Origin of the sequence: Skermania sp. ID1734, from assembly GCF_007489285.1 — a bacterium.
Lineage (GTDB): Bacteria > Actinomycetota > Actinomycetes > Mycobacteriales > Mycobacteriaceae > ID1734.
Genome location: NZ_VLIY01000027.1, coordinates 18,657 through 42,539, shown reverse-complemented (window position 1 = coordinate 42,539; position 23,883 = coordinate 18,657). Strand labels below are relative to the sequence as shown.

General features: G+C 66.2%; 20 protein-coding genes, 1 tRNA gene and 1 pseudogene. 7 read left to right on the top strand and 15 right to left on the bottom strand.

Annotation, left to right across the window (positions count from 1 at the left end; all coding sequences use genetic code 11):
- Positions 1-220: pseudogene (locus tag FOS14_RS23385) on the bottom strand (transposase); the annotation flags it as partial.
- Positions 221-393: 173 nt separating this feature from the next.
- Positions 394-615: a DUF3618 domain-containing protein gene (locus FOS14_RS23380; RefSeq protein WP_143773258.1), complete on the bottom strand. Its 222-nt coding sequence runs from the start codon at positions 613-615 to the stop codon at positions 394-396.
- A 61-nt stretch (positions 616-676) separates the two neighbouring features.
- On the opposite strand from FOS14_RS23380, the gene bcp reads away from it, so the two are divergent.
- The gene (bcp, locus tag FOS14_RS23375) at positions 677-1,150 is read left to right on the top strand and encodes a thioredoxin-dependent thiol peroxidase (protein ID WP_185981907.1); all 474 of its coding nucleotides are present in this window, start codon (positions 677-679) and stop codon (positions 1,148-1,150) included.
- 177 nt (positions 1,151-1,327) lie between these two features.
- Here bcp and FOS14_RS23370 read toward each other — a convergent pair whose 3' ends face one another.
- Positions 1,328-2,524, bottom strand: a complete 1,197-nt coding sequence (locus FOS14_RS23370; RefSeq protein ID WP_143773256.1) for a hypothetical protein — start codon at positions 2,522-2,524, stop codon at positions 1,328-1,330.
- 198 nt (positions 2,525-2,722) lie between these two features.
- On the opposite strand from FOS14_RS23370, the gene FOS14_RS23365 reads away from it, so the two are divergent.
- Both FOS14_RS23365 and FOS14_RS23360 read left to right on the top strand, forming a co-directional pair.
- A complete protein-coding gene (locus FOS14_RS23365) occupies positions 2,723-3,358 on the top strand; it encodes a TetR/AcrR family transcriptional regulator (RefSeq protein WP_143773265.1) in 636 nt (211 codons plus the stop codon).
- Between the two features lie 43 nt (positions 3,359-3,401).
- Positions 3,402-5,393 (top strand): elongation factor G, encoded by a 1,992-nt coding sequence (locus tag FOS14_RS23360; RefSeq protein WP_255450551.1) that lies wholly within the window; start codon positions 3,402-3,404, stop codon positions 5,391-5,393.
- A gap of 65 nt (positions 5,394-5,458) precedes the next feature.
- On the opposite strand, the gene FOS14_RS23355 is transcribed toward FOS14_RS23360, so the two are convergent.
- Together FOS14_RS23355 and FOS14_RS23350 are read right to left on the bottom strand one after the other, a co-directional pair.
- On the bottom strand, positions 5,459-5,860 hold the full coding sequence (locus FOS14_RS23355; protein WP_143773255.1) for a holo-ACP synthase: 402 nt from the start codon (positions 5,858-5,860) through the stop codon (positions 5,459-5,461).
- Positions 5,857-15,144 carry a fatty acid synthase subunit beta domain-containing protein gene (locus FOS14_RS23350; RefSeq protein ID WP_370512289.1) on the bottom strand — a complete coding sequence of 3,096 codons (9,288 nt, stop codon included), beginning with the start codon at positions 15,142-15,144 and terminating at the stop codon, positions 5,857-5,859. The genes FOS14_RS23355 and FOS14_RS23350 overlap by 4 nt, the downstream gene beginning before the upstream one ends.
- 229 nt (positions 15,145-15,373) lie before the next feature.
- On the opposite strand from FOS14_RS23350, the gene FOS14_RS23345 reads away from it, so the two are divergent.
- From FOS14_RS23345 to FOS14_RS23330, 4 genes are all read left to right on the top strand, one after another.
- Positions 15,374-16,066: an HNH endonuclease gene (locus FOS14_RS23345; RefSeq protein WP_370512288.1), complete on the top strand. Its 693-nt coding sequence runs from the start codon at positions 15,374-15,376 to the stop codon at positions 16,064-16,066.
- A 12-nt stretch (positions 16,067-16,078) separates the two neighbouring features.
- Positions 16,079-16,162, top strand: a tRNA-Leu gene (locus tag FOS14_RS23340).
- A 19-nt stretch (positions 16,163-16,181) separates the two neighbouring features.
- On the top strand, positions 16,182-16,553 hold the full coding sequence (locus FOS14_RS23335) for a hypothetical protein (protein WP_143773254.1): 372 nt from the start codon (positions 16,182-16,184) through the stop codon (positions 16,551-16,553).
- The gene (locus FOS14_RS23330) at positions 16,550-16,912 is read left to right on the top strand and encodes a DUF3817 domain-containing protein (RefSeq protein ID WP_143773253.1); all 363 of its coding nucleotides are present in this window, start codon (positions 16,550-16,552) and stop codon (positions 16,910-16,912) included. The genes FOS14_RS23335 and FOS14_RS23330 overlap by 4 nt, the downstream gene beginning before the upstream one ends.
- Before the next feature lie 8 nt (positions 16,913-16,920).
- Here FOS14_RS23330 and rdgB read toward each other — a convergent pair whose 3' ends face one another.
- From rdgB to clpS, 10 genes are all read right to left on the bottom strand, one after another.
- Positions 16,921-17,526, bottom strand: a complete 606-nt coding sequence (gene rdgB, locus FOS14_RS23325; protein WP_143773252.1) for an RdgB/HAM1 family non-canonical purine NTP pyrophosphatase — start codon at positions 17,524-17,526, stop codon at positions 16,921-16,923.
- 2 nt (positions 17,527-17,528) lie between these two features.
- A complete protein-coding gene (gene rph / locus FOS14_RS23320; protein ID WP_143773251.1) occupies positions 17,529-18,311 on the bottom strand; it encodes a ribonuclease PH in 783 nt (260 codons plus the stop codon).
- Positions 18,312-18,358: 47 nt separating this feature from the next.
- Positions 18,359-19,120 carry a cyclic nucleotide-degrading phosphodiesterase gene (locus tag FOS14_RS23315; protein WP_143773250.1) on the bottom strand — a complete coding sequence of 254 codons (762 nt, stop codon included), beginning with the start codon at positions 19,118-19,120 and terminating at the stop codon, positions 18,359-18,361.
- Between the two features lie 120 nt (positions 19,121-19,240).
- Positions 19,241-19,999: a rhomboid family intramembrane serine protease gene (locus tag FOS14_RS23310; RefSeq protein WP_143773249.1), complete on the bottom strand. Its 759-nt coding sequence runs from the start codon at positions 19,997-19,999 to the stop codon at positions 19,241-19,243.
- Positions 20,000-20,057: 58 nt separating this feature from the next.
- Positions 20,058-21,020 carry a PLP-dependent cysteine synthase family protein gene (locus FOS14_RS23305; protein WP_143773248.1) on the bottom strand — a complete coding sequence of 321 codons (963 nt, stop codon included), beginning with the start codon at positions 21,018-21,020 and terminating at the stop codon, positions 20,058-20,060.
- 3 nt (positions 21,021-21,023) lie between these two features.
- Entirely contained in the window at positions 21,024-21,302 is a 279-nt protein-coding gene (locus FOS14_RS23300) for a MoaD/ThiS family protein (RefSeq protein WP_143773247.1), read from the bottom strand.
- Positions 21,303-21,311: 9 nt separating this feature from the next.
- Positions 21,312-21,734: a Mov34/MPN/PAD-1 family protein gene (locus FOS14_RS23295; RefSeq protein ID WP_143773246.1), complete on the bottom strand. Its 423-nt coding sequence runs from the start codon at positions 21,732-21,734 to the stop codon at positions 21,312-21,314.
- Between the two features lie 30 nt (positions 21,735-21,764).
- A complete protein-coding gene (locus tag FOS14_RS23290; RefSeq protein ID WP_143773245.1) occupies positions 21,765-22,841 on the bottom strand; it encodes a P1 family peptidase in 1,077 nt (358 codons plus the stop codon).
- Positions 22,842-22,883: 42 nt separating this feature from the next.
- Positions 22,884-23,453 carry a DUF2017 domain-containing protein gene (locus FOS14_RS23285; protein WP_143773244.1) on the bottom strand — a complete coding sequence of 190 codons (570 nt, stop codon included), beginning with the start codon at positions 23,451-23,453 and terminating at the stop codon, positions 22,884-22,886.
- Positions 23,454-23,492: 39 nt separating this feature from the next.
- Complete coding sequence (clpS, locus tag FOS14_RS23280) at positions 23,493-23,879, bottom strand: ATP-dependent Clp protease adapter ClpS (RefSeq protein WP_255450550.1); 387 nt, start codon at positions 23,877-23,879, stop codon at positions 23,493-23,495.
- Between the last annotated feature and the right edge of the window lie 4 nt (positions 23,880-23,883).

Below are 23,883 nucleotides of genomic sequence, written 5' to 3'. Positions count from 1 at the left end.
GCGCCCACGCCCAGATCAGCAGTGTCAACATCATGTCCGGGTCATAGCCCGCCCGCCCGGCACCACCGGTACGGCGCTTGGCATGCAACCGTCTGGTGTCCAAGCCCTCGACCACCCCGATGACCAGCCACACCGGATCCGACACCGGCAACCAATCGCGCATGTCCTGCGGCAGCAGAAACTGCTGATCCCGATCAACCCGGCGATATCCCTTGGCCATCAACACATTCTCCAGGAAACCCCAGGTCAAACCCGCCCCGACAGGCCGCAAAGCAGAAGTTCGATTTTGCAACAGCCCGATTCCCGCGCGATCACCTCCATGAACGGACCACCAGTGCATTCCCCACCCGCAAAAAAGCCCCGGTCACCAGACCGGGGCCGTGAAGAGCGAGCTCAGCGCACGATCTTCACCACGACGAGCACCGCCACCAGGACACCGCCGCCGATCAGGCTGTACTTCACCTTGGGCTCTTGCAGCTTGGCCGCGATGGTCGCCTTGGCGCTCTCCGCAATCCGTTTGGGGTTGGCCCGCACGCTGAGCTCATCCAGGGTGTTGGCCAGCTGATTGCGCGCGGCCTCGATCTCGCGCTCGATGCTCTCGGTGTCCTTTGCCACGAGTCCTCCGTTGCTGTGCTGTTCGCCTCTGCGCCCTGACAGTACCGGTAGCGTGGCCGTTGTGACCACGAACAACAGGCTTGCCCCCGGGGATCCGGCACCAGATTTCACTTTGCCCGACGCCGACGGCAACGACGTCTCGCTGCACGACTATCGCGGACGCAAGGTCGTTGTGTACTTCTACCCCGCGGCGAGCACGCCGGGTTGCACCAAAGAGGCGTGCGATTTCCGCGACAACCTTGCCGAGCTCAACGGCGCCGGCATCGACGTCATCGGCATTTCGCCGGACAAGCCGGCCAAGCTTGCGAAGTTCCGGGATGCCGAGCAGCTGACCTTCCCGCTGCTCTCCGATCCAGAGCGCACCACGCTCGAAGCCTGGGGCGCCTTCGGCGAGAAGATGATGTACGGCAAGAAGGTAACCGGCGTCATCCGCTCGACCTTCCTCGTCGACGAAGACGGCAAGATCGCCGTGGCGCAGTACAACGTCCGCGGCACCGGTCACGTCGCCAAGCTGCGGAGGGATCTGGCGGTCTAAAGGTGGCGGCCGAGCGAGCATCGCAGCGCGAATGCGCGAGGAGCGGAGCTCGGCCAGAACCGACAGTCAGCACAGCGGTGGCGGCCGAGTGAGCATCGCAGCGCGAATGCGCGAGGAGCGGAGCTCGGCCAGAACCGACAATCAGCACAGCGGTGGCGGCCGAGTGAGCATCGCAGCTCAGTGGCCCGACAACCACCTTTCCTTCAACTCGATGTGGTGGTTCCACCACTTCTGTAGCGCGGCGCCGTCGCTGGCGGGCGGCGGCGGTGCCTCACCGGGGAACAGCAGATTCGGCCCCGGCGGTCCTAGTGTCGTCGTCGTGGGCGGCGGTGGCGGGGGCGGAGGTGGTGGAGACGGCAGTGTCGTGGTGATCTGGTCCGGAGTCTCGGCCGGAGTCCTGATTCGCGGTGGTGGCGGTTGCCATTGCGGCACGTAATCCCGCGTATAGACAGGTGCGGCGGGTGCCGGGGGCGGCGGCGCCTCGATAGGCGGTGGCGCGACAGACACGCGGGGGGCCAACGGACGCGCGGCCGGGCTCGGCCCGGCGCTCACCATCGGCGATGTCGGTTCGTCTGATCCAGATCCGGCGGTCAGCACCAGCGCAGTGATCCCGGCCGCGCCGGCCGCGAGAACGGCTGCCGCTGCGATCAGCAGTCGCCGCTTCCCCGTCGGTGCCGCCGCGGCCGCGCTCTCCTCGGCCTCAGGTAGCTCCCGCGCCGCGAGCAACGCGGCACCCCGCGCGGTAGCGACCGCCGACTCGGGCGCCTGCACCACCGGAACGGAAAATCCGAGCTCGAGTGCCTTGCGAACAACTTCCGACTCGGCAAGCGAGCCGACGAGCACTACCGCGTCGGGTACGACGTCGGCCGACTCCACCAAACTCAATGCACGATTGACCGACTCCCCCACGTCCTTCGCGTCGATCCCACTGCCCGAAATCGCGTCGGACGCCAGGATTCGGCTGTGGGCGGCATCGAGCACCGAGAACGCCTTGAACCCGGGCACGATGTCATACACCAACAGCGGACCGAAGCCCTTCAAGCTGCGGATCTGCTGTACCGCCGCCAGGTGCGCGGCGCGCACCGAGACCAGCGACGACGCGCTCCACTTCCCGTGTGCCAGTTGCGACACGATCGCGCGCCGCTCTGCGGCATCCCGGTAGACCACCGCTGCGCCCTGAATTTCGCTGTCGGAGTCGGCTTCAAGGTCGTCGAGCGCGGCCGCGATGGCCGCCGCAGTGGTCAGCCTGTCGTCATTGGCCGATTCCTTCTCACCGATCCGGACGATCCCGGAATCGGCATCCGACGCGTTGTCGGCCCGAAGCACCACGGTGCGCACGGCACCGCGCTCGGTCGAAACTCCGACTGTGCCCACGCGATCACCTTCCCGACGAGAGTTCCGCATCACATCGTTCGACGGTTCCCGTATCAATTCGGAGCATGCCTGATGACGGATTGGTCACGGGGGCGAAATAGCCATCTCCGGCAAGTTTTACGCCAAATTCCGGATAACCTGGGATTCGTGACTTCCTCGACGAGTGCACAACGCCGCCGGGCGGATCCCGCGCTCGAAATGCAGGACGATCCACAAGAGCTGATGCCGCGCCGCCGTCCGACGCAGGAACGCAGCAAGCGAAAGTTCGATGCGCTCCTGGCTGCCTCCCGCGAACTGCTGGTCGAGGTGGGTTTCGAGTCGTTCACCTGCGAAGAAGTCGCCGCTCGCGCGGAAGTGCCGATCGGCACGCTGTACCAGTTCTTCGCGAACAAGTATGTGATCGTGTGTGAGCTGAACCGGCAAGACCTGGTCGCGGTTTCGCAGGAACTCGCCGACTTCAACGGTGAAGTGCCGTCGTTGGATTGGCTGCGGTACATGAACAAATTCGTCGACCACCTCGCCAACTTGTGGGTATCGGACCCGTCCCGGCGCGAGGTCTGGTTAGCGATGCAATCCACGCCGTCCACCCGGGCCACCGGCGCGATTCACGAAAAGGAATTCGCCGAGGTGGTGGCGCGAATGCTGCGGCCGCTCACGCCGCGCACACCACGGGCCAAACGCAAGATGATGGCCGACGTGCTCGTCCACGTCGTCTACTCGATGCTGAACTTTTCGGTACAGGACGGGCAGAGCCACGCCGATGCCGTCGCCGAACTGAAGCGGCTGATGGTGGCCTATCTCCTCGTGGCCGAGAAGGAATCACGCACGCACTAGCTGAACTCCAACTCCATTACGAACAGCGAAAGGCACAGTCATCGTGACGAATCCAGCCGCCGATGCCAGCCTGATCCGCAACGTTGCGCTGGTTGGTCACCAGGGCAATGGCAAAACCCAACTAGCCGAGGCCATGCTGTTTCGCAGCGGCGTCATCAATCGGCCGGGACGCGTCGAGAACGCCAACACCGTGTTGTGCAATCAGCCGGAAGAGCGCGAACGCAACCAGTCACTGACCGTCGCGCTTGCGTCGTTCACCTGGAACGGCTACCACATCAACCTGCTGGACACGCCGGGATATGCCGACTTCATCAGTGACGCGCTGGCCGCGCTGCAGGTGGCGGATCTGGTGGTGTTCGTGGTCGACGGCGTGGCCGGTCTGCAGGTCAATGACGAACTGCTGTGGGCGGCGGCGGCCGAACGCGGCCTGCCGAGGCTGATCTTCATCAACAAGATGGACAAGGAACACGCGTCCTTCGACACAGTGCTTGCCGACATTCGCGACCACTTCGGCGCCGGGGTGGAACCGGTCGAGTTGCCGGTCGGTGAAGCGGGCGGGTTCAGCGGCGTCGCCGACTTGCTCACCGAACATGTCTTTCTCTACGAGACCGGTACCGCGGTCGAGAGCGAGGAGGTGCCCGCCGATCTCGCCGACCGCGAGCACGCTGAACACGAGCACCTCGTCGAGGACGTCGTCGAGTTGGAGGACGATCTGCTCACCCGCTACCTCGACGGCGAAACGATTGCGCCCGCCGAACTCGAGCATGCGCTGCACACCGGCTTCAGCACCGGGTCGCTATGGCCGGTGCTGTGCGGGTCGGCCACCGAATCCATCGCCGTGGACCGGCTACTCGAGTTCATCGTTCACGTAGCTCCCTCACCGGCCGAGCTTGCCTCGACTCCGCTCGACGGCGAGCCGCTTGCCTACGTCTTCAAGACGCAGACCGACGAATACGTCGGCCAGCTGGCCTTGCTCAAGGTGCTGTCTGGAACAGTGCGGACCGATGACACGCTGGTCAACCAGCGCACCGGCGCGAAAGAACGCATGCATAACCTCCTGCGGGTCTTCGGTTCCAAGACAACACCTATCGACGCTGCAGTCGCGGGCGACATTATCGGCGCCATCAAGCTCAGCGATGTCGCCACCGGTGACACGCTCGCCGCCGTCGGCTCGTCGGTAATCATCACGCCGGTCGAATATCCGCAACCGGTGTTCGGCCTGGCCGTCGTCGCCCAGAGCACCAGCGACGAAGACAAGCTCGCCACCGCACTGAGCGAACTGGTGCGCGACGATCCGTCGCTGCGCGTAACCCGCGACGAGGAGACTCACCAGCGACTGCTGCAAGGCAATGGCGACGTGCATGTGCAGGTCGCGCTCGCCAAGGTGAAGCGCCGCTACGGCGTCACGGTCGGCACGGAACCGGTGCGCGTCGCCTATCGGGAGGCGCTGGTCGCGCCCGTCGAGACCGAGGGCCGGCACAAGAAACAAAGCGGCGGACACGGCCAGTTCGGGGTGGCCGTCGTGCGGTTCGAACCGCTCCCCCGCGACAGCGGCTTCGAGTTCGCCGATGAAACCAAGGGCGGTGTGATCCCGAAGTCGCTCGTGCCGGCCGTCGGCAAGGGCATCGCGGAGTCAATGGTGCGCGGCGGCAAGAACGGCTTTCCGTTGGTGGACCTGCGCGCGACCGTTGTCGACGGGAAGCATCACTCGGTCGACTCGGACGAGCACAGTTTCAAAATGGCCGGCGCGCTGGCGCTGCGCGAGGCGATCGAGAAGGTGGGCACCACCGTGCTCGAACCCGTGATGCACGTCGAAGTCACCGTACCAAGCTCACTGCAGGGCGACGTGCTCGCTGACCTGGGCCGCCGACGCGGCCAGATCGAAGGCACCGAGGTCGCCGGGGAGGGGTCGGCGACGGTTGTGGCCGTGGTGCCGCACAGCGACATGCTCGACTATGCGGTGGCGCTGCGGTCCATGACCCACGGCCGCGGGCGGTTCACCATGCGGTTCCATGCGTACCAGGTGAAGAACTAGCGAAACCATGGTTGGGTAGCCATCTTTCGAGTAACTCGCTACCCAACCATGGTCTCGGTGACGCTTCAGCCCTCTGGATCCTCCAGCACCACGACGGCTCCGGCAGTGTCGCCGTCGTGGGTGAGGGACAAGTGAATCTTGGCTCGGGGCAAGAACTCCTGGGCCAGGCCGTGCAGCTTAATGCTCGGCCTCCCCCACGCGTCGTTCACCACCTCGATGAGCAGGTAAGGATTGTCACCCACCTGCGGACGCCGGGCGAACCGCGAGGACGCCCACGCCTTGAGCACCGCCTCCTTCGCCGCCCAGCGGACGGCGAAGGAACGGGCCGGGTCGGTGCCCTTGCTCGCGCAGTACCGACGCTCGCCGGGCGTGAAGGTTTCACGGACCATCGTGGTGCCGGAGCGCTGCATCTGCTCGGCGAAATCCGACACGGTCACGATGTCGAACCCGATTCCGATGACGCTCATCGGCACCCCGAAGGGTCGTAGACACCATCGAACCCGAGTCGGCCACTGTCGTTGAGCAGCGTGTTGGCCTCGAGTTGCCGTGCCCCGCGTTCGTTCGCGCCGAGGCGACGGTCTGCCGGCCGCTCGTACAGCGGCTTGCCGCCGCACATCGCCTGCGCGAGTCGTTGCCGGCCGGTGCTTGCCCGCTCTGCCGCGCGCTGCCGGTACTCGTTGCGCCGAGCCGGATCCATGGCCTGCACAAAGGCTTCCGGATGCACGATCGCGATCAAGCCGGACACGTGGCCGAATCCGAGGCTGGTCACGAGACCGGCCTTGAGCGGCAACGACTCACCGAATCTCAGCGGCTGCCGGGCCCACACAAGTCGCTCGTAGCGGGCCATGGCGTCATCGACACAGTCCAGGCTGCGGTTGGGCGGGATCACGCCTTCGGCCAGCACCTGGCACAGCCCGGTGATCTGGAAGGCGGCGGCGCCACCCTTGGCGTGACCTGTCAGCGACTTCTGCGAAACCACGAACAGCGGTGCGCCCGGCGATCTGCCGATCGCGGTGGCGAGCCGTTCGTGCAGTTCGGACTCGTTGGGGTCGTTGGCCGCGGTCGAGGTGTCGTGCTTGGACAGCACAGCGATCTCATCTACTTCGACACCCAGCTTGCGCAGCGACGTCGCCAGCGGGGATTCGCTGCCACCACGACCGGCACCCAACGCACCGATGCCCGGGGCCGGGATCGAGGTGTGGACGCCGTCACCGAACGACTGCGCCCAGGCCACCACGCCGAGCACGGGCAGCCCGAGGTCGGCGGCGACGTCACCACGCGCCAGCAGAATCGTTCCGCCACCCTGGGATTCGACGAATCCGCCACGCCGGCGGTCGTTGGCCCGGGAGAAGCGCCGCTCGTCGATGCCCTTGGCCCGCATAGCCGCGGAATCCGCGGTGGCGGACATGTCACCGAACCCGACAATCCCCTCGATACCGAGATCATCGAACCCGCCGGCAACTGCGAACTGCGCCTTGCCCAGTCGGATCTTGTCTACGCCCTCCTCGACTGAGACGGCTGCGGTCGCGCAGGCGGCCACCGGGTGGACCATGGCGCCGTAGCTGCCGATGTAGGACTGAACGACGTGCGCGGCAACGACGTTGGGCAATGCCTCCTGCAGAATGTCGTTCGCCCGCGACTCACCGAGCAGGGTGTCGATGTAGAGCGAGCGCATCGACGACATGCCGCCCATGCCGGTGCCCTGGGTGTTGGCCACCAGGCCAGGGTGTACCCACCGCATCAACTCGGACGGTGAGAAGCCTGCCGACACAAAGGCATCCACGGTAGTGACGATGTTCCACAATGCCACCCGATCGACCGCCGACACCATGTCGGCGGAGATGCCCCACCGGGTCGGATCCCAGCCGGTCGGGATCTGACCGCCGACCGTGCGCGACAGCGCAGCCTTGCGCGGCACCCGAATCTCGGTGCCCGCCTTACGGGTGACCTGCCAGTCCGAGCCGTCGGCGACAGGTGTGATCACCGTGTGCTCGGGGTCCGTGGCGGCGAACGCGCGAGCCTCCGCCTCCGAGCTGACCACGAAGGTCAGATCCTTGTCGAGGAACACCGACGTCAGCAGCGGCATGGTGTTGTCCGCCATGGCGCCGTCGTCCTCGTAACGCCGGATACCGCAGCGGGCCACAACGGTGTCGTGGTAGCGGTCAGCAATTTCGGATTCGGGTATCAGTTCCGATGTTTCGGCGTCATACCAGCCGGGAGTGGGGTCGTTCTCCCACGTGATGAGCCCGGTGGTCCAGGCCAGTTCGAGCACGCCAGCAGCCGAAAGCTCCTCGGAGACTTCCATTTCGAAGCGGGTGCGGGCCGATCCGTAGGGGCCGAGCTCGCCGGCGCCGACGATGACCACCATGTCGGTGAGGTCAGCGCTGACCGGTGCCCACTGCGGGGCCGGTCGAGCTTCGGAAACCGTCGGCGGGCTCGGCAGTGCCGGGATCACCGGTTCTGCGTCCGCCTCGATCTCTTCCTTAGCGGTCTGCTGCATCGCCTGCCGGGCCAGTGTGGGCAGGTCGAGATCGGCATCTGCCAGCCCGCCGGTGTGGTCGGCCAGCACCGGCCTGGATGCCGCCTGTACTCGCTCGGCGCTCGTGCAGTGCTGCAGCAGGGCGTCGGCCATCTCGACCGTGGACCAGGTCCGCACGCCGGCGGCCTCGACGGCGTCGACCAGCGGGTCGTTGCCGCCCATCAGCCCGGTGCCACGGACCCAACCGATCAGCGCGTGCACCAACGTGACTCGCTGCGCCCAGGTGCGCTCGGCGCTCCACTTGGCAACGATCGCGTCGAGTGCGGCCTTGGACTCGCCGTAGGCACCGTCGCCGCCAAACATGCCCCGGTTGGGCGAGCCCGGCAGCACCACGTGCAACCGACCGTCGACATCGTGGTCGCTGCCGATCGCGGCCAGTCCGCCGATGAGGCGCTCGACCGACCACAGCAGCACCCGCATTTCGATCTCCGCACGCCCACCGGCGTCGGTGAGATCGCCTGTCACCCGCGGAGCCGCGAACGGGAAGAGCAAGGTGGGCGTCAACGCCGGCTTGAGCAACGTCTTTGCGCCACCGTTGGTTTCGCTGTGCTCGCTGCCGATCCACTCGATCAGCGCGTCGACATCCGCGTAGGACGCCATGTTGGCGGGCACCACCCAGAGCGCGGCACCGGCACGGGCGGTCTCGCGGTACAGCTTCCGGTAGAAGCCGAGCCGCTCGTCGTCGAGTCGCGACGTCGTGACGATCACAGTCGCCCCGCCGCCGAGTAGTCGTCCGGTGACGGCCGCCGCGATGGAGCCCTTGCTCGCGCCGGTGACGACAGCGATCTCCGAAGACCAGACGCCCTTGACGGAATCGACTGCAGCCTCCGCGATTTGGGAGAAGGCGGACGCCAGTAGTGTGCGGCCCTCGGCCTGAGCCTTGTGCTGCCACCACTGCGCCTGTGCGGCAACGGCTTTACCGGCTCCGGCAAATCCGTCGACGGCAATGTCGTCGATGTCGTTGCCGATCCAGAGCCGTGCGAGATCCTCGCGGGCAGTTGCCCACCGGTCGTCGATCAGCACCGCGCGGCGGGCATCGAAGGCCGGGGCGACCAACCGCGGCCACTCCGGACCCAATTCGGCGGAGACCAGGTCGACCAGTTCCGTATCGCTGGAAGCCGCAGGCGCGCTGACCTTTTCGTCGAGACCCAGCTGCTCGAGCACGAGCCGCGCTGCCGATGCCAGCACGCCGTTGCTGCCGGTGATGTGCTCGGTGAATTCACCAAGGGCCGCGGCGTCGATGGTGCCGCCACCGCCACCGCCGGCACTCGGCAGGCTGACCGACACGCCGCGTCGTGCCGCCACGGCGGCGACGGCGTCATCGATGACCTTGTCCACCGCGGCGCCATCCGCGAGCGTCCCGTCGGAAAGCCCGCCCAACGCGCCACCGCGGACACTCGAGCCGTCCCGCGTGCCCAGGGCCACCTCGGCGGTGACGTGCTGTGCCCAGCCGTCGCCGAGCTGCCACACCTTGGTCACTCGTTCGGCGATGGCGCCGGGACGACGGCCGGAGGGGCCGAAGACCTTGCGCAGGTGGTCGTTGATCGAATCCGACAGCACCGACCCGAACGGCCGGTACGTGCGCGCCAGCTTGTCGACGGTGCCCGCGAGCGCAGCCATGTCGGCGTCGGCCGCGCCGTCGATGGCGCCCAGCGACAACTCGGAACCGAGGTCCACCAGCAGCTGGTTGCGCCGCGACGAAACTCCGTCGCAGAGGGCCTCGATGGTGTCCACCGGGCCGATCTGGTCGGGGCGCAGCTTGGTCCATAGCGCGATCAGGACGCGGGTGGCGTCGGAGGCGCTGAACGCGATGTCATCAGGCCGAGGGCCTGCGGCCGCGGCAGGCGCGGCGGGAGCGGCGGGAGCCGCTGCCGGCGGCGCCTCCGAGACCGGAGCGCTTTCCGGCTCGTCCTCGACCGCCGGTTCGGGGTCGGTGTCGGTGCCGAAGATCGGGCCCGCATCGCGCTCGATGTTGAGCACTTCCACCGGGCCACCGGTGCGGCCGGGCAGCTTGAGCGTCTGGCTGGCCAGGTTCGCCACGGTCGGCGCGGAAGCCAGACCGATCTCGATGAACCGCTCCACGCCGAGCCCGCCCGACGCCTCGTCGGCGAACAGCAGGTCCTGTGTCTCGATCCAGCGCACGGGGCTGGCGAACTGCCACGCGAGCAACTCGATCAGCACCACGCGGCACAGCTGGGTCGGCCGCGCAGCCCAGCTGTCGAAGTCGGCCAACACCTCGGCCAGCGGCTCGGACGGAACCAATTCGGCGATCTCGGCGACGAATTCACGGTCGAGTGAGAACGGCTTGGGCACCAGGTTCGGAATGTAGCGTCCGGCAAGGATTTCCGGGTGCACGTCGGTGGGCAGCAGCTCCTCGAGCCGGTGCCGGAATTCCGGCACGCCCTTGCGCAGCACACTGGAGTGGAACGGCACGTCGATGCCGGGCACCAGGATGAAGGCCCGCTTGCCGCCGTGCAACTCGCGGCGCCGCTCGATTTCGTCCTCGAGCGTCTTCAGGCCCGCGACCGTGCCGGCGATGGCGTACTGCGAGCCGCGCAGGTTCAGGTTGACCACCTGCAGGAATTCGCCGGTCGCGGAACCGATGCCCTCGACGAAGCTGACCACGTCCTCGTCGGCCAGGCCGATTTGCGACGGTCGGATCGCCGCCAACTTGTAGTCGCTGCGGCCGTCGGCGTCGCGCGGGACGAGTTCGTGCATGGCCGATCCACGCTGGAACACCACCTCGAGCACCGCTTCGAGCGGCAGCACGCCGGCCACCGCGGCCAGTGCATTGTACTCACCCACGGAATGTCCGGCCAGGAAGGCGTTTTCGTCGAACGCTCCCGATTCCCGCAACTCCGCGACCTGTGCCACCCCGAGCGTCGCCATGGCGACCTGGGTGAACTGGGTCAGGTTCAAAACGCCTGCCGGGTGCCGGTATTCGACGCCGCGCGCTTCCAGCCGCGTCGGGTTGTCGCGCACCACCGCGAGAATCGAGAAGCCCAGCGCCGCCCGAGTGTGCTTGTCCGCACGGTCCCAGATCTCCCGGGCGGCTTTCGAGCGGGCGCGGGCGTCCAGGCCCATCCCCTGCTTCTGAATACCCTGGCCTGGGAAGGCATAGACGGTCTTCGGAACGGCCAGGCGGCCGGTCGCCGTCATGACCAGTTCGCCTTCGACCCGGCAGGAAACCTCGATGATTTCAGCGCCGTGATCCACGCCGATTCGCTCGACGCGAACGTCGATGTCCGCGCCCGGACGCACCATTCCGAGGAACCGGGCGGTCCACGCGGTCAACCGACGGGCCGGCACCGCGGCGCCGCGCTCGGTGGCCGAGACGGCCTGCTGTGCCGCGGCGGAGAGCCACATGCCGTGCACGATCGGCCCGTCCAGACCTGCAAGCGCCGCAGCAGCCGGCGAGGTGTGAATCGGGTTGTGGTCACCCGAGACTTGCGCGAACGCGCCCATGTTGCGGGGCGCCGCGATGGTTACCTGCCGCCGCCGACGCCGAGTCACATCCCGCGGGTCGCGCAGGGAGCCACCGGCGCGCGGCGGGTCCGCCAACGTGCCGTTGCCGGTGCGGCCGCGAATTGCGAAGCGCTCCGCGAGCTTTGCCACCGGCAACACCTCGAGGCCGTTGCCGTGCATGACGCCGAGCGTCACCTCGACCTCGACCACGCGGCCGAGATCTGTGTCGACGATCGCGCCGAGCGCGGCGCGGACCACAAAAATCGCGGTTTCCGAGGGCAGCTCGTTGAGCAATTCGGCCTGGTGGTCGAGGTGGACGAGGTCGAGCATGCCTTCGACCACTCGTCGGCCGTCAGCCGTCTCCGCCTTGCCCAGCACCGCGAATACGGCGGGCCAGCAGGCGCCGACGACCACATCGGGGACACAGTTGCCGAGCGTCGAAAGGTCGGTCGGTAGACCCGCAGCGGTAACACCGGTGTGGTCGGCAATGAGGTCGGGTGTCCATGCCACATTCACGTGTGAGACACCGGATTTGGTCTCGGGCAGCTCTTGGCCCGCAGCAATGGCGAGCAGCGCACCCATCGCCTCGACAGCGTCGGCCTCATCGACGATCGGCGCACCGCCGGTGCGGACGTCAGACGGTACCGAGATGCGGATAACGACGTCGCGTCCGGTGCCGAGGGGCACCTGCAGCTCGACATGCTCGGCGTCGAGCTCACGAAGCTGCGCACCCGTCGACAGATGCGTCGCACCCGCCTCGGCCGCGGACCACTCGCTGGCGGCGCCGAGCCGCGCGACCGGGTTGACCGTCAGCCGGCCGGCCCACTGAACGTCGGGCGCAGAAAGGACGACATCGACAGGACCCGAGCCTATTTCGGCCCGACGGCGCGCCGGGACGTCGGTCGGCTTTTCGCCGGTGGCCAGCAACTCCATCACGGTGTCGTGTTCGAATCGGTCGAGTAGATCGCCCACTGGCTCGTCGACTCGGGTGATACCAGCCACCGCAACGGGTCCGGGAATTACGCAGACCTGATCGGCCGAGTAGCGCGGATCGTGGGCCTGCCACAGCGAGTCCGACCGCCACCAGCGCCGCACGTCAGCGTCGATCACCGGGACGAAGTTCACCGGTTTGCCGGCCGACTTGCACAGCGAGACAAAGAAGGCGACGTCCGCCGGGTGCAGCACCGCGGATTCCGCGTCCGGGTAGCGGGCGAGGAGAGCGCACACGGCCGCGACGGGACGTTCCAACGTTTCCGGGTCACCGAACAACGTCGGGATCGGCCCGCGGTCCACTGGGTGCAGCCGCGCTTCGGCGCGCTGGCACATTTCTCCGAAGCGGTCTCGCCAGGTGACATCGAGCCACGGCGAGTGTGTGCTTTCGGCGAGAACGTCGGACAGTTCGCTGCCGCAGTCGAAGTCGCCATGAGTCTGCGGGGCCGCCGCGAGTTCCACATAGCGGCGCAGCCACTGCGCGTAGGTCATGGTTTCCAGATCACCGAAATACGGCTTCGCGGTGCCGTTGATCGCAGCGATGATCTCGTCGCGGCGGGCGGCCACCGCCGCGGCATCGCCGGCGACCTCGTCGAGCAACCGGCCGGTGCGCGAGGCGGTGTTGTCGATTTCGTGAATGTCGGCACCGAGTTGACTTCTGCCCGAAGCCATTCCGCCTGTCGCGGTACCAGCCGCAACCCAGTCCGGCGTGCCGGGGGTGTCAACGAGCAGTTGCTTGACCTCGGGTGCGGTGGTCGCTTCGAGCGTCGCCATCGCGGCGGTTCCGACGAGCACGCCGTCGACCGGCATGGCCGGATAGCCGTGTCGTTGCGACCACCGACCGGTCAGGTATTCGGTGGAGCGTTCCGGCGTGCCGATGCCGCCGCCGACGCAGACGACAAGATTTGCGCGCGATCGTAATTCCCCGTAGGTGGTCAGCAGCAGGTCGTCGAGGTCCTCCCAGGAATGGTGACCGCCTGCACGGCCGCCCTCGATGTGCATGATCACCGGGAAGTGCGGAACCTCCGCCGCGATCCGGACCACGGCGCGGATCTGCGCCACGGTGCCGGGCTTGAACGCGATGTGGTGCAAGCCGGCTTCGGAAAGCTCATCGATGAGCGCGACGGCTTCTTCCAGTTCCGGAATGCCGGCAGAAACGACGACGCCGTCCAGCGGCGCACCGGCCGCACGGGCGCGCTGCACGAGCCGCTTGCCGCCGATCTGCAGCTTCCACAGGTACGGATCGAGGAACAACGTGTTGAACTGCACGGCGCGACCCGGCGCCAGCAGGGTCCGTAGCTCGGCGATCCGGTCAGCGAAGATCGGCTCGGTCACCTGCCCCCCGCCCGCGAGCTCGGCCCAATGCCCCGCATTGGCCGCTGCAGCAACGATTTTCGCGTCCACGGTGGTCGGGGTCATGCCCGCGAGCAGGATGGGGGAACGACCGGTGAGGCGCGTGAAGGCCGTCTCGAGCACCGTGCGGCCATCGGGCAGGGTCACGACGGTCGGTGCGAATTCGGACCAGGGCGGCGCCACCTCCGGCGCCGCCCCGGGCGTCAACAGGCTCCGTTGCCCGTCGCGCGTGCCCGCCGCGACAATCCCGACGCCCTGTCCCCGCAGCAGCGGCGCCGTCATCCTTGCGAGCAGGTCACCCGGTCCAAGGTCGATCAGCCATTGCGCGCCAGCATGTAGCGCCGCCTCAGTTTCGGCGAGCCAATCGACGTGGTCTGTGAAGCAGGCCGCCGCCAGTCGCCCGGCCAGCTCAGTGTCGAGTCCGCACAGGTCCGCCCACTGCACCACCAACTCGTTCGCTTCCGTCATCACGGGGTGGTGGAACCCGACGTCGATCGGCAGCGGCTCGAACGCCGGGGCAAAGACCGAACCGCCACGCTGCTTGGCGGCGCGCTCCTGCTCTTCCTGCGCGGCGATCCGCTCGCAGTGGTTGCGGATGCGGGCCAGCTGCTCGGGCGGCCCGGTGAGAACCACTCGGTTTCGACCGTTGCGCACCCATGCGACCACGCGGCGCTCGTCGTCGATGGAGCCGTCGGCACGGCGCGGGGCAAGCTCGGAGATGATCGCGTCGAGCCGTTCCGGATCGACGTTGGACACCGACAGCATCGGCGGGGTGTCCGACACGGCAATCCCCCGCCGACGCGACACCAACACCGCGGCTGCGCCGATCAACTGGGCGATTGCAAGCAACCGGGCATCGCTCGAGTATTCGTCGTCGGCGACGGTGTTGAGCGATTCGACCGCCAAGACGCCCTGCGAGTGTCCGAGTACGCGCACTGGCGGGTGCGCACGCAGGTCCAGTCCCTGCATTTCGAGCGCGCGCCGTGCGGCAATCTGGGTCAGCAGGACGCCGGGGCAGGACACAGAGGCAGAGGCCAACTCCGCGTCCGACGGTCCGCCCGCGGCGTCGCCCTCGTCGACAAGGTCGCGCTCGAGCAGCCAGGCGATCGGGTCGAAACCGGTCGGGCCGGCGATGAGCAGACGATTCTGCACGGGCGCGAGGATTTGCGCGGCCGCATGGACGATCGCCGTCAGTTCCGGTTCGAGAGCATGGTCGCGAACGATGTCATCCAGGTGGTTCAGCCACGGTGAGCCCTGTCCACCAAACGTGATCGCATAGGGAACACCCGCCATCAGCGCCTCGACAAGCGCTTCGGATCGCTGGGCAGCGGGGCGTGAACCGTTGATCCGAGGCGCTCGAGCCTGGGATGCCTTTCGGAATGCGGCGCTGTCGTTGATCGTCACTGTTTTCCTCTCCGCCCACGAGGTGGCGAGCAGTCGAATTCGATAGCGAGGCGTCTTCGACCCGCGTGGCCGCGCACGAAAGGCGGCCGACAAATCGCGTTACCTACAAAGGGTTCCACAGGATCATGAGGCTTTCCTCATGTTTGCTCGGGCCAGCAGGGTGTGACCGGCAGAGTTACTGGACGGTCGTACCAAAATTGGCGCAGGATCCTTTGGTCATGAAGGGAGAATGCCGACGAAAGGCGTGTTGACCGGGAGTTACATCAACATGAGGACCCCTCACGTTTATCGTTATAAAGTCGTTATCATCGGTTTTGGGCTACTCGTGGGTACGTCGCAGGACTTGTCGGTGCGCCCACCTAGCTTGAGAAGAAGGGGGACACGCGCGGCCGACCAACGCGCGATTGACAATGGGGTGGAAGCGGTACACAAGAGAGGTTTGCAAGAAGCTGTAGAGAACTCCACAAGCGTCGCGGGAGTCCTGCGCTACCTTGGCCGTCCACTTGCGGGCGGCACACATGCACACGTGAGTCGCCAGATTCGGAAGTTTGGAATCGACACGTCACACTTCACAGGGCAGGCGCACAACAAAGGTAAGACCGGCGTTTTCCGACGCCGATGGGAAGAAATCTTGGTGCTCCGCGAAGTCGGAAGCGCCCGCACAAAACCGCATCTACTGAGGCGAGCTCTCATTGAAGCCGGTACCGAGTACAAGTGTGCCGTTTGCGGACTCAGTGACTACTGGAACGACGGGCCGCTGACTCTGCACGTTGATCACATTGATGGAAACTACGTCGACTCCCGCAAGGAGAATCTTCGGTTCATCTGCCCGAACTGCCATAGTCAAACGGCGAACTGGGCAGGCCGGAATAGGTGGCGTCAGCGGCAAGGCGCCGACTCAGATGATGACAGCGTGGCGTAACCTATCCCCGAAGCGCGAGTGGTGAAATTGGCATACACGTCACTTTTAGGTAGTGATGTCCTTACGGACGTGGGGGTTCGAGTCCCCCCTCGCGCACCGGCTGTACCGTTTAAGCATGACTGTTCCGCACCGTCGACGACCAGCGCTCATCGCGCTCGTTATCGTCGCTGCGCTGGGCTGTCTCGCCCTGGGCTGGTGGCAGTGGAACCGCTTCGAGTCGGCGTCGGGGACCTTCCAGAACCTCGGATATGCGCTGCAGTGGCCGTTGTTCGCGGTGGCTGTTGTCTACGCCTACCGGCGGTTCGTCCAATTGGAGGACGGCACCGCGCCGGTGCAGAACCGCAAGAAACAACCGCGGGAAGTGCCCGCGGATCTACTTCCGCAACGACCAACGGCCCAGCCGCAAGAGGTCGACCAGCAGATGCGGGAGTACAACAAGTATCTCGCCGAGCTCAATGCTCGGGAGCGCGATAGGAGCAATTCGTGACAGCAGCCGACGAACAGACGCCGGTTTCGACTGAGACCACCACCGATCCAAAGCGCATTGCGTCGACACTGTTGCGCTACCGGGTCCTCGCGTGGACGACCGGTTTGTGGTTGCTGGTGCTCACGAGCGAACTCATCGCGCGCTACGGCTTCGCCGTCGAGAACTTCAAGTGGGTGGAGCCCGTTCACGGCTGGGTGTACTTCGTCTACTTCATCCTGACCATCGACCTTGCGGTGAAAGTGCGCTGGCCGATCATGCGGACCATCGCGACCCTGATCGCCGGGACGATTCCATTCCTGTCCTTCTTCGCCGAGCACTCCCGGACCGCGCAAGTCAAGCGCGACTTCCACCTCGCCTGAATTCTCGCCTAGACCAGCTCAGTCAACGCGGGAAGCAACTGCCGCAGCGCCCTGCCGCGGTGGGACTGCGCATCCTTCTCCTCCGGCGCCAACTGCGCCGAAGTACGCGTTTCGCCGTCGGGCTGGAACAGCGGGTCGTAGCCGAAGCCACGGTCACCGGCCGGCTCGCGCCGGATTGTGCCGCGCCACTCCCCGCGCACGACGGTCTCTGCACCGCCGGGCACAACGAGCGCGCAGGCCGAGACGAACTGCGCCCCCCGCCGCTCGTCGGGCACGTCACGCAGCTGCGCCAACAGCAGCTCATTGTTGGCGTCGTCGGCGCCGTGCCGACCGCTCCAGCGCGCCGACAACACCCCCGGCATACCGCGCAACGCATCGACTTCCAAACCGGAATCATCTGCGACACAAGGCAATCCGGTTTCCCGCGCACCGTCGCGGGCCTTGGCCAACGCATTTTCCTCGAACGTCGCCCCCGTTTCCGGCGCCTCTGAAAAAGGTGGCAGATCGGCGAGGCTGACCAACTCCAAGCCCTCGATGCGATTCTCGTCGAGCACGCGTCGCAGTTCTGCCAGCTTTTTCGGGTTCCGGCTGGCAACCAGAATCCGAGTGCCCACGCTCAGCTCCCGAACTTCTTCTTCGGCGGTTCGACCGGCTCGGGCAGCACACCCGGGTACGGCAATTCGAGCGCCGCCTTCTGCACCTCGAACAGCCGCTCACAACCGACGAGCGCCGAGTCGAGCAGCTTGTCGAGCGTCGAACGCGGGAACGTCGCCCCTTCGCCCGTGCCCTGAATCTCAACGAGCGTGCCCGTATCGGTGGCGACCACGTTCATGTCGACCTCCGCGCGGGAATCCTCCTCGTACGGCAGGTCCAGCCGGACTCGCCCGTCGACCACACCGACGCTCACGGCCGCGATCGCACAGGAAATCGGCATCGGGTCGTTCAGCCGCTCGGCCGCACGAAGGAATGTCACCGCGTCCACCAGCGCGACGTAGGCACCGGTGATCGACGCGGTGCGGGTGCCGCCGTCAGCCTGCAACACGTCACAGTCGATAGCAATGGTGTTTTCGCCGATGGCGGCAAGGTCGATGCAGGCACGCAGGGACCGGCCGATCAGCCGGCTGATCTCCTGAGTTCGTCCGCCGATGCGTCCCTTTACCGACTCGCGACCGCTGCGGGTGTGCGTGGCTGCGGGCAGCATGGCGTATTCCGCTGTGAGCCAGCCCAGGCCGGACCCCTTGCGCCAGCGGGGCACATCGGCCTCGACGCTCGCGGTGCATATGACTTTGGTGTTGCCGAACTCGACGAGCACCGAACCCGCGGGATTGCTGGTGAACCCCCGGGTGATTCGGACCTCGCGGAGTTCGTCGTCCGCCCTACCATCGGCTCGTGTCGACACCCGCAAAGCCTAACGGTCCGAAGTCGACCCGGGGCTCGAGGGTGGCGTCAAATATCGAAGACCTCACCCGTTGACACGGCGTGAACCGGCCCGGAAAACTCTGCCTTCGCCTCCGCGATGACGTCTTCGCGCGAAGTCCACGGCGGAATGTGAGTCAACAACAGCTCGCCGACCCCCGCGCGGGCGGCCACCTGACCGGCCTCGGTGCCTGAAAGGTGTATTCCCGGCGGACGATTCGCCGGATCATGCGTCCACGATGCCTCGGCCAGCAAGATGTCTGCGCCAGTGGCCATTTCAACTACCGCGTCGCACATTCCAGTGTCACCGGTGTAGACCAGGATGCGACCGGTGTCGGTGACGAAGCGCAGCCCGTAGGACTCCGGGGGGTGATACATCCGACGAGCGGTGACTGAGTTGCCGCCGAACGACACGACCTCACCTTCGACCCACGGCCGCATGTCGATCACGTCGGACCAGTCGTCCCACTCGCCACCGGTTTCGGCCGACGCGTTGCCGATCCGCAGCGACGTGTCCGACGGCCCGTACACGAGCGCCCGGCCGCTGGGCTTGTTCGGGTGGTACCGCCGCCACACCAGCAGACCCGGCAGGTCCAAGCAGTGGTCCGCATGCAAATGCGACAGGAAGATCGACACCTCACCTGGGTCCGCGTAGCGCTGCAGGGCCCCGAGGATGCCCGGACCGAAATCGATCACCACCGGATTCATTCCAGGTGCGGTGAGCAAATACCCCGACGCTGGGGAATCCGGGCCCGAGACACTTCCCGAACACCCGAGGACGGTGATGCGCATAACCGTATGCTGCCACGATTGGCACCGGCTCAAAAAAGCTTCCCGCAGATTCACCCGTTGCGCGGTCGAAAAGCCGCCCAAACGAGACCAAGTGTTCGACCCGGACGCTGCACGCAGTGGTCAGAGCGCCGGTAGCGCCTTCTGTTTCTTGCGCGACTCGCGCGCATCGGCGCTCACGATCCACGCCGCGATTACGCCGCCGATTGCACCGAACAGGTGCCCCTGCCAAGAAATTCCAACATTCCCGGGCAAAACTCCCCAGAGCAAACTTCCATAGAACGCCAAGACGGCGAGACCGATGAATATCTGAATGAGCTTTCGCGTGAACAGACCCCGCACGATGAGGAATGTCAGCCAGCCGAAAATAAGACTCGACGCGCCCAGATGCACGGTATGCGCGCCGCCGGTCAGCCAGGTGCCCGCCCCAGCGATGAGCCAAATGATTGCCGTCGCCCAGATGCCTCGCCCAACTCCGGACAGCAGCACGAGAAACCCCAAGATCAATAGCGGGATCGTGTTCGCCGCCAAGTGGTTCCAGCTCGCGTGCAAAACCGGGGCGAACAGAATTCCCCACAAGCCGTCGACGGTTCGCGGTTCGATTCCGCCGTGATCGAGCCGATGATCGGTGAGCCCGTCGATGAATTCGACGAGATACAGCAACGCGGTAAAGCCGACGATGACGATCGCAGCCTGCAGCCACGGGACCGGCTGTTGGCGCTCACGTCGATTCGCGGGAGCGGGCAGCGGACGGTTGGGTGCGGGGCCGCTCGGAACTCGCGGCCCGGCACTCGGTTGCGATGCTCGCGGCTGCGCCAACTGCGCCCGGATGGCGTCGAGACGACTCGGATCGAAGCCGGACGGTTGCGTGCTGCCGGTCATTGCGGCGCTCCGCCCATCCCGCCAGCTCCCGTCCGGTCTTTGCATCGAGCGCACTAGATCAGGCCCACAATTGGCCTTCGAGCCGCTCTTCGGCTTCCTCCAGCGTACCGGCGTAGGCACCCGTCGACAGATACTTCCAGCCGGCGTCGGCGACGACGAAGGCGATGTCGGCACGCTCGCCTGCGCGCATTGCCTTGCGCGCGACGCCCAGTGCAGCGTGCAGGATCGCGCCGCTCGAAATCCCGGCGAAGATGCCTTCCTGCTCGATCAGCTCGCGGGTGCGCTTCACCGCGTCGTGCGGTCCGACCGAGTAGCGGCTGGTGAGCACCGACTCGTCGTACAACTCCGGGATGAAGCCTTCGTCGATGTTGCGCAGGCCGTAGACGAGTTCGCCGTACCGCGGCTCGGCCGCGACGATCGCGATGTCGGGCACGTGCTCGCGCAGGTACCGCCCTGTGCCCATGAGTGTTCCCGTGGTTCCGAGCCCGGCGACGAAATGGGTGATCTCGGGCAGATCCGCCAACAGCTCCGGCCCGGTGCCCTCGTAGTGCGCAAGGGCATTCGCCTCGTTGCCGTACTGGTAGAGCATGACCCAGTCGTCGTGCTCCGCGGCTAGTTTCTTCGCTTGGGCGACCGCCTGATTCGAGCCACCCGCGGCCGGTGAGTCGATGATTTCCGCGCCGAACATGGTGAGCAGTTGGCGACGCTCGATCGATGTGTTCTCCGGCATCACGCAGATCAACCGGTAGCCCTTGAGCTTTGCGGCCATCGCCAGCGAGATGCCGGTGTTGCCACTGGTCGGCTCGAGGATGGTGGCGCCCGGTCGCAGCGTGCCGTCGCGCTCGGCCTGTTCGATCATCCGCAGCGCGGGCCGGTCCTTGATGGACCCGGTGGGGTTGCGATCCTCGAGCTTCGCCCAGATCCGCACATGCTTGTCGCCGTCCCATTGCGGCGAGATTTGCTGCAATCCGACCAGCGGGGTGTGGCCGAGCGAGTCGATCAGCGAGTCATAACGCGCCACGGGTTAAGAAGCTCCACCTGCGACTGCAGGGAGGATCGTCACCGTGTCCCCGTCGGCAATCTCGGTCTCGAGTCCACCGGAGAACCGCACATCTTCGTCGTTGACGTACACGTTGACGAACCGGTGCAGTTTGCCGTCGTTGATCAGCCGGTCCTTGAGGCCCGAATACTTGCCGTCGAGATCGTCGATCACCGCGGCGAGGCTGGAACCAGTTGCCTCCACACGCTTTTCACCACCGGTGTGGGTGCGCAGGATGGTGGGAATGGATACGGTCACGGCCATGTGCGGCTCCTAACTGTTGGCGTAACTGGCGACGATCTCGACCGACTCCTCGGTCACCGCGCCATCGACGATCCGATAGCTGCGGAGCTCGTGCTGCTGCGGATCACGGGTGGAAATCAGGACGTAGTGGGCGTCGGGTTCCGACGCGTAAGAGATGTCGGTGCGGCTCGGGTAGGCCTCGGTGGCCGTATGCGAGTGGTAGATCACGACCGGCACCTCGTCGGCCTCATCCAGCTGCCGCCACACCTTCAGTTGCTCGCCGGAATCGAAGCGATAGAACGTGGGCGAACGCTCGGCGTTCAGCATTGCGATGTGGCGAACCGGGCGGTCAGAGCCTTCGGGCCCGGCGATGATGCCGCATGCTTCGTCAGGATGGTCGGCTCGCGCGTGAGCCACCATGGCGTCGACGAGATCGGCGCGGATCACCAGCACCTACCGGCTCCCTTCCCAGCTTCAGACATGTCAGCCAAACGCTGACGACAACTCATCACGATAAGCGGGTATTCCCGCGACCGATGTGGCGGCCAGAACGGCACTAACGATGGCACGTTCCATGCACAGCGCCGTCGCGGCACACAAATGCGTCAAGAGCACTGCCTCGTCGGACAATTCGAGCGGCGGCGGTTGCGCGGCGGGCGCAGGGGCGAACGCCCCGGTCGACAATGCAAAGACGGTGTCACCATCCAGCGGCGAATGCACGGGCCGGATCGCGCGGGCGAGACCGTCGTGCGCTGCGATGGCCATCCGGCGGCAACCCGACGCGCTGAGCTCCACATCTGTTGCCACAACGCCGATCGTGGTGTTGAGCGCTACCCATTTGTCGGGCAGCGCGTTCGCGGCCGCCAACTGCTCCGCACTTGGCGGTTGCAGACCGAAGAATTCAGGGCCGTCGGAACCGGTGCCCCACGGCAGCCCGGTCCGCGGGTCGAACACGGTGCCGACCGGGTTGGCGACCACCAACGCACCGACGGTGGCGGCGACAAGTTCGGGGACCGAGTCGTCGAAAACCACACTTGCAGTGCCGATTCCGCCTTTCAGCGAACCGGCGCGCGCGCCGACGCCAGCGCCCACCGAGCCGGTGACGAACTCGGTGCTTGCCGCCTCTGCAGCCAGGAACCCGTCATCAGAAGTGGGTCGGATCGACCAGTCCCCCACCGTCAGGTCGAAGATCACCGCCGCGGGCACGATGGGCACCACCTGACCGGCAGCGCCCATCGGAATGCCCTCGCCGTGCTCTTCCAGCCAGCGCATCACGCCATCGGCCGCCGCCAGACCGAATGCGCTGCCACCGCCGAGTAGGACCGCGTGGATCCGTTGCACGGTGTTGCTCGGCTCGAGTAGATCGGTTTCCCGGGTTCCCGGACCACCGCCGCGCACATCGACCGCAGCGACCGCTCCGCCGGGCGCGCGAACGACGGTGCACCCCGTGGCGGCGCCGCGTCCTGACTCTACATCGGGGTCGAGTTTGTGGTGATGGCCGACCAGCAGGCCGGCAACGTCAGTCAGCGCATCGCGGGGGCCAGGTTTCACCACGACCATCCGATCTCCGTATGCCTACGGTGATTGTTTTCGATGCAGCGCCTACGGGGCTAGTGCGTGCAGCAGCGAGTCTTGCATCCAGGTCAACCAGTGGTAGACGTCCAGGTGCGGCGCCCGCGGATCCGACGGGTCGAGATGGTCCGGCGTGTCGGCGTCGATACCGAGCGTCGTGCCCAGCGCGAGCCGAACGTCGTTGAGCGCGCGCAGCCATGCCTCGGCTTGCTCCGGTGTCAGGGTGATGCGGCCGCCGTGCGCGGGCAACGTGTCCAGGATCACAGCCCCGGCGGCCATTTTCGCGTCGATGATCTCCGGCTCGTGCAGGCTGCGCAGCGCACCATTGATGTCCGCACGGTCGGCGTCCGGGGTAGCTTCCTCACTGCGGTGAAAGTCCGGCAGCAATCGCGCAAGCACCGGGTCCGACGGGATCGTCGAGTTGCCCGTGCGCAGACCCGTGAGCTCGGCCAGGTCATCGGTGGGCGCGGAATCAGCGCGCTCCCGCAAGAGGCCCAGCACCGATCCGACCAGCGACCTCAGCACTGCGGCCTCCCGGCCGTCCATTTCCGATCGCAGCTTCAGCCCACCCAGCGAGTTCTTCCGGCTCCACGTCCGCACGTTGGGTACCTATAGATCCTTCGGTCTTCGATCCTGCGCTCACGTGTCACGTTGCATGGTTGCCCACAGCCCCGCCGCGTGCAATCGATGCACGTCATGCTCCATCTTGTCACGGGAGCCAGAGGACACCACCGCTTTGCCCTCGTTGTGCACCTTGAGCATCAGCTCGGTTGCCTTTGCTTTGCTGTAACCGAACAGCTTCTGAAAAATGAACGTGACGTAGTGCATGAGGTTGACCGGATCGTCCCACACGACGGTAACCCAGGGACGGTCCTCCGCCTCGATGACTTCCTCGACCTCGGCCTGCTCCGGCGTGGCCTGCGGGGCCGCGGCGAGGCGCACCTCCAGCGCTCTCGAAAGAACAGCAGCCGCGTCCACCGCCGTGAAATCGCCGGCGATCGCGGTTTTCGTCGTACACCCGGCCATGTTT

Bases quoted from the DNA above. Each gene is read 5' to 3' on its own strand.
- FOS14_RS23335 (WP_143773254.1), top strand. From the start codon at position 16,182: ATGACTGTTCCGCACCGTCGACGACCAGCGCTCATCGCGCTCGTTATC.
- FOS14_RS23315 (WP_143773250.1), bottom strand. From the start codon at position 19,120: ATGCGCATCACCGTCCTCGGGTGTTCGGGAAGTGTCTCGGGCCCGGAT.
- clpS (WP_255450550.1), bottom strand. From the start codon at position 23,879: ATGGCCGGGTGTACGACGAAAACCGCGATCGCCGGCGATTTCACGGCG.
- FOS14_RS23345 (WP_370512288.1), top strand. From the start codon at position 15,374: ATGCCGACGAAAGGCGTGTTGACCGGGAGTTACATCAACATGAGGACC.
- FOS14_RS23310 (WP_143773249.1), bottom strand. From the start codon at position 19,999: ATGACCGGCAGCACGCAACCGTCCGGCTTCGATCCGAGTCGTCTCGAC.
- FOS14_RS23290 (WP_143773245.1), bottom strand. From the start codon at position 22,841: ATGGTCGTGGTGAAACCTGGCCCCCGCGATGCGCTGACTGACGTTGCC.
- FOS14_RS23365 (WP_143773265.1), top strand. From the start codon at position 2,723: ATGCAGGACGATCCACAAGAGCTGATGCCGCGCCGCCGTCCGACGCAG.
- FOS14_RS23355 (WP_143773255.1), bottom strand. From the start codon at position 5,860: ATGAGCGTCATCGGAATCGGGTTCGACATCGTGACCGTGTCGGATTTC.
- FOS14_RS23300 (WP_143773247.1), bottom strand. From the start codon at position 21,302: ATGGCCGTGACCGTATCCATTCCCACCATCCTGCGCACCCACACCGGT.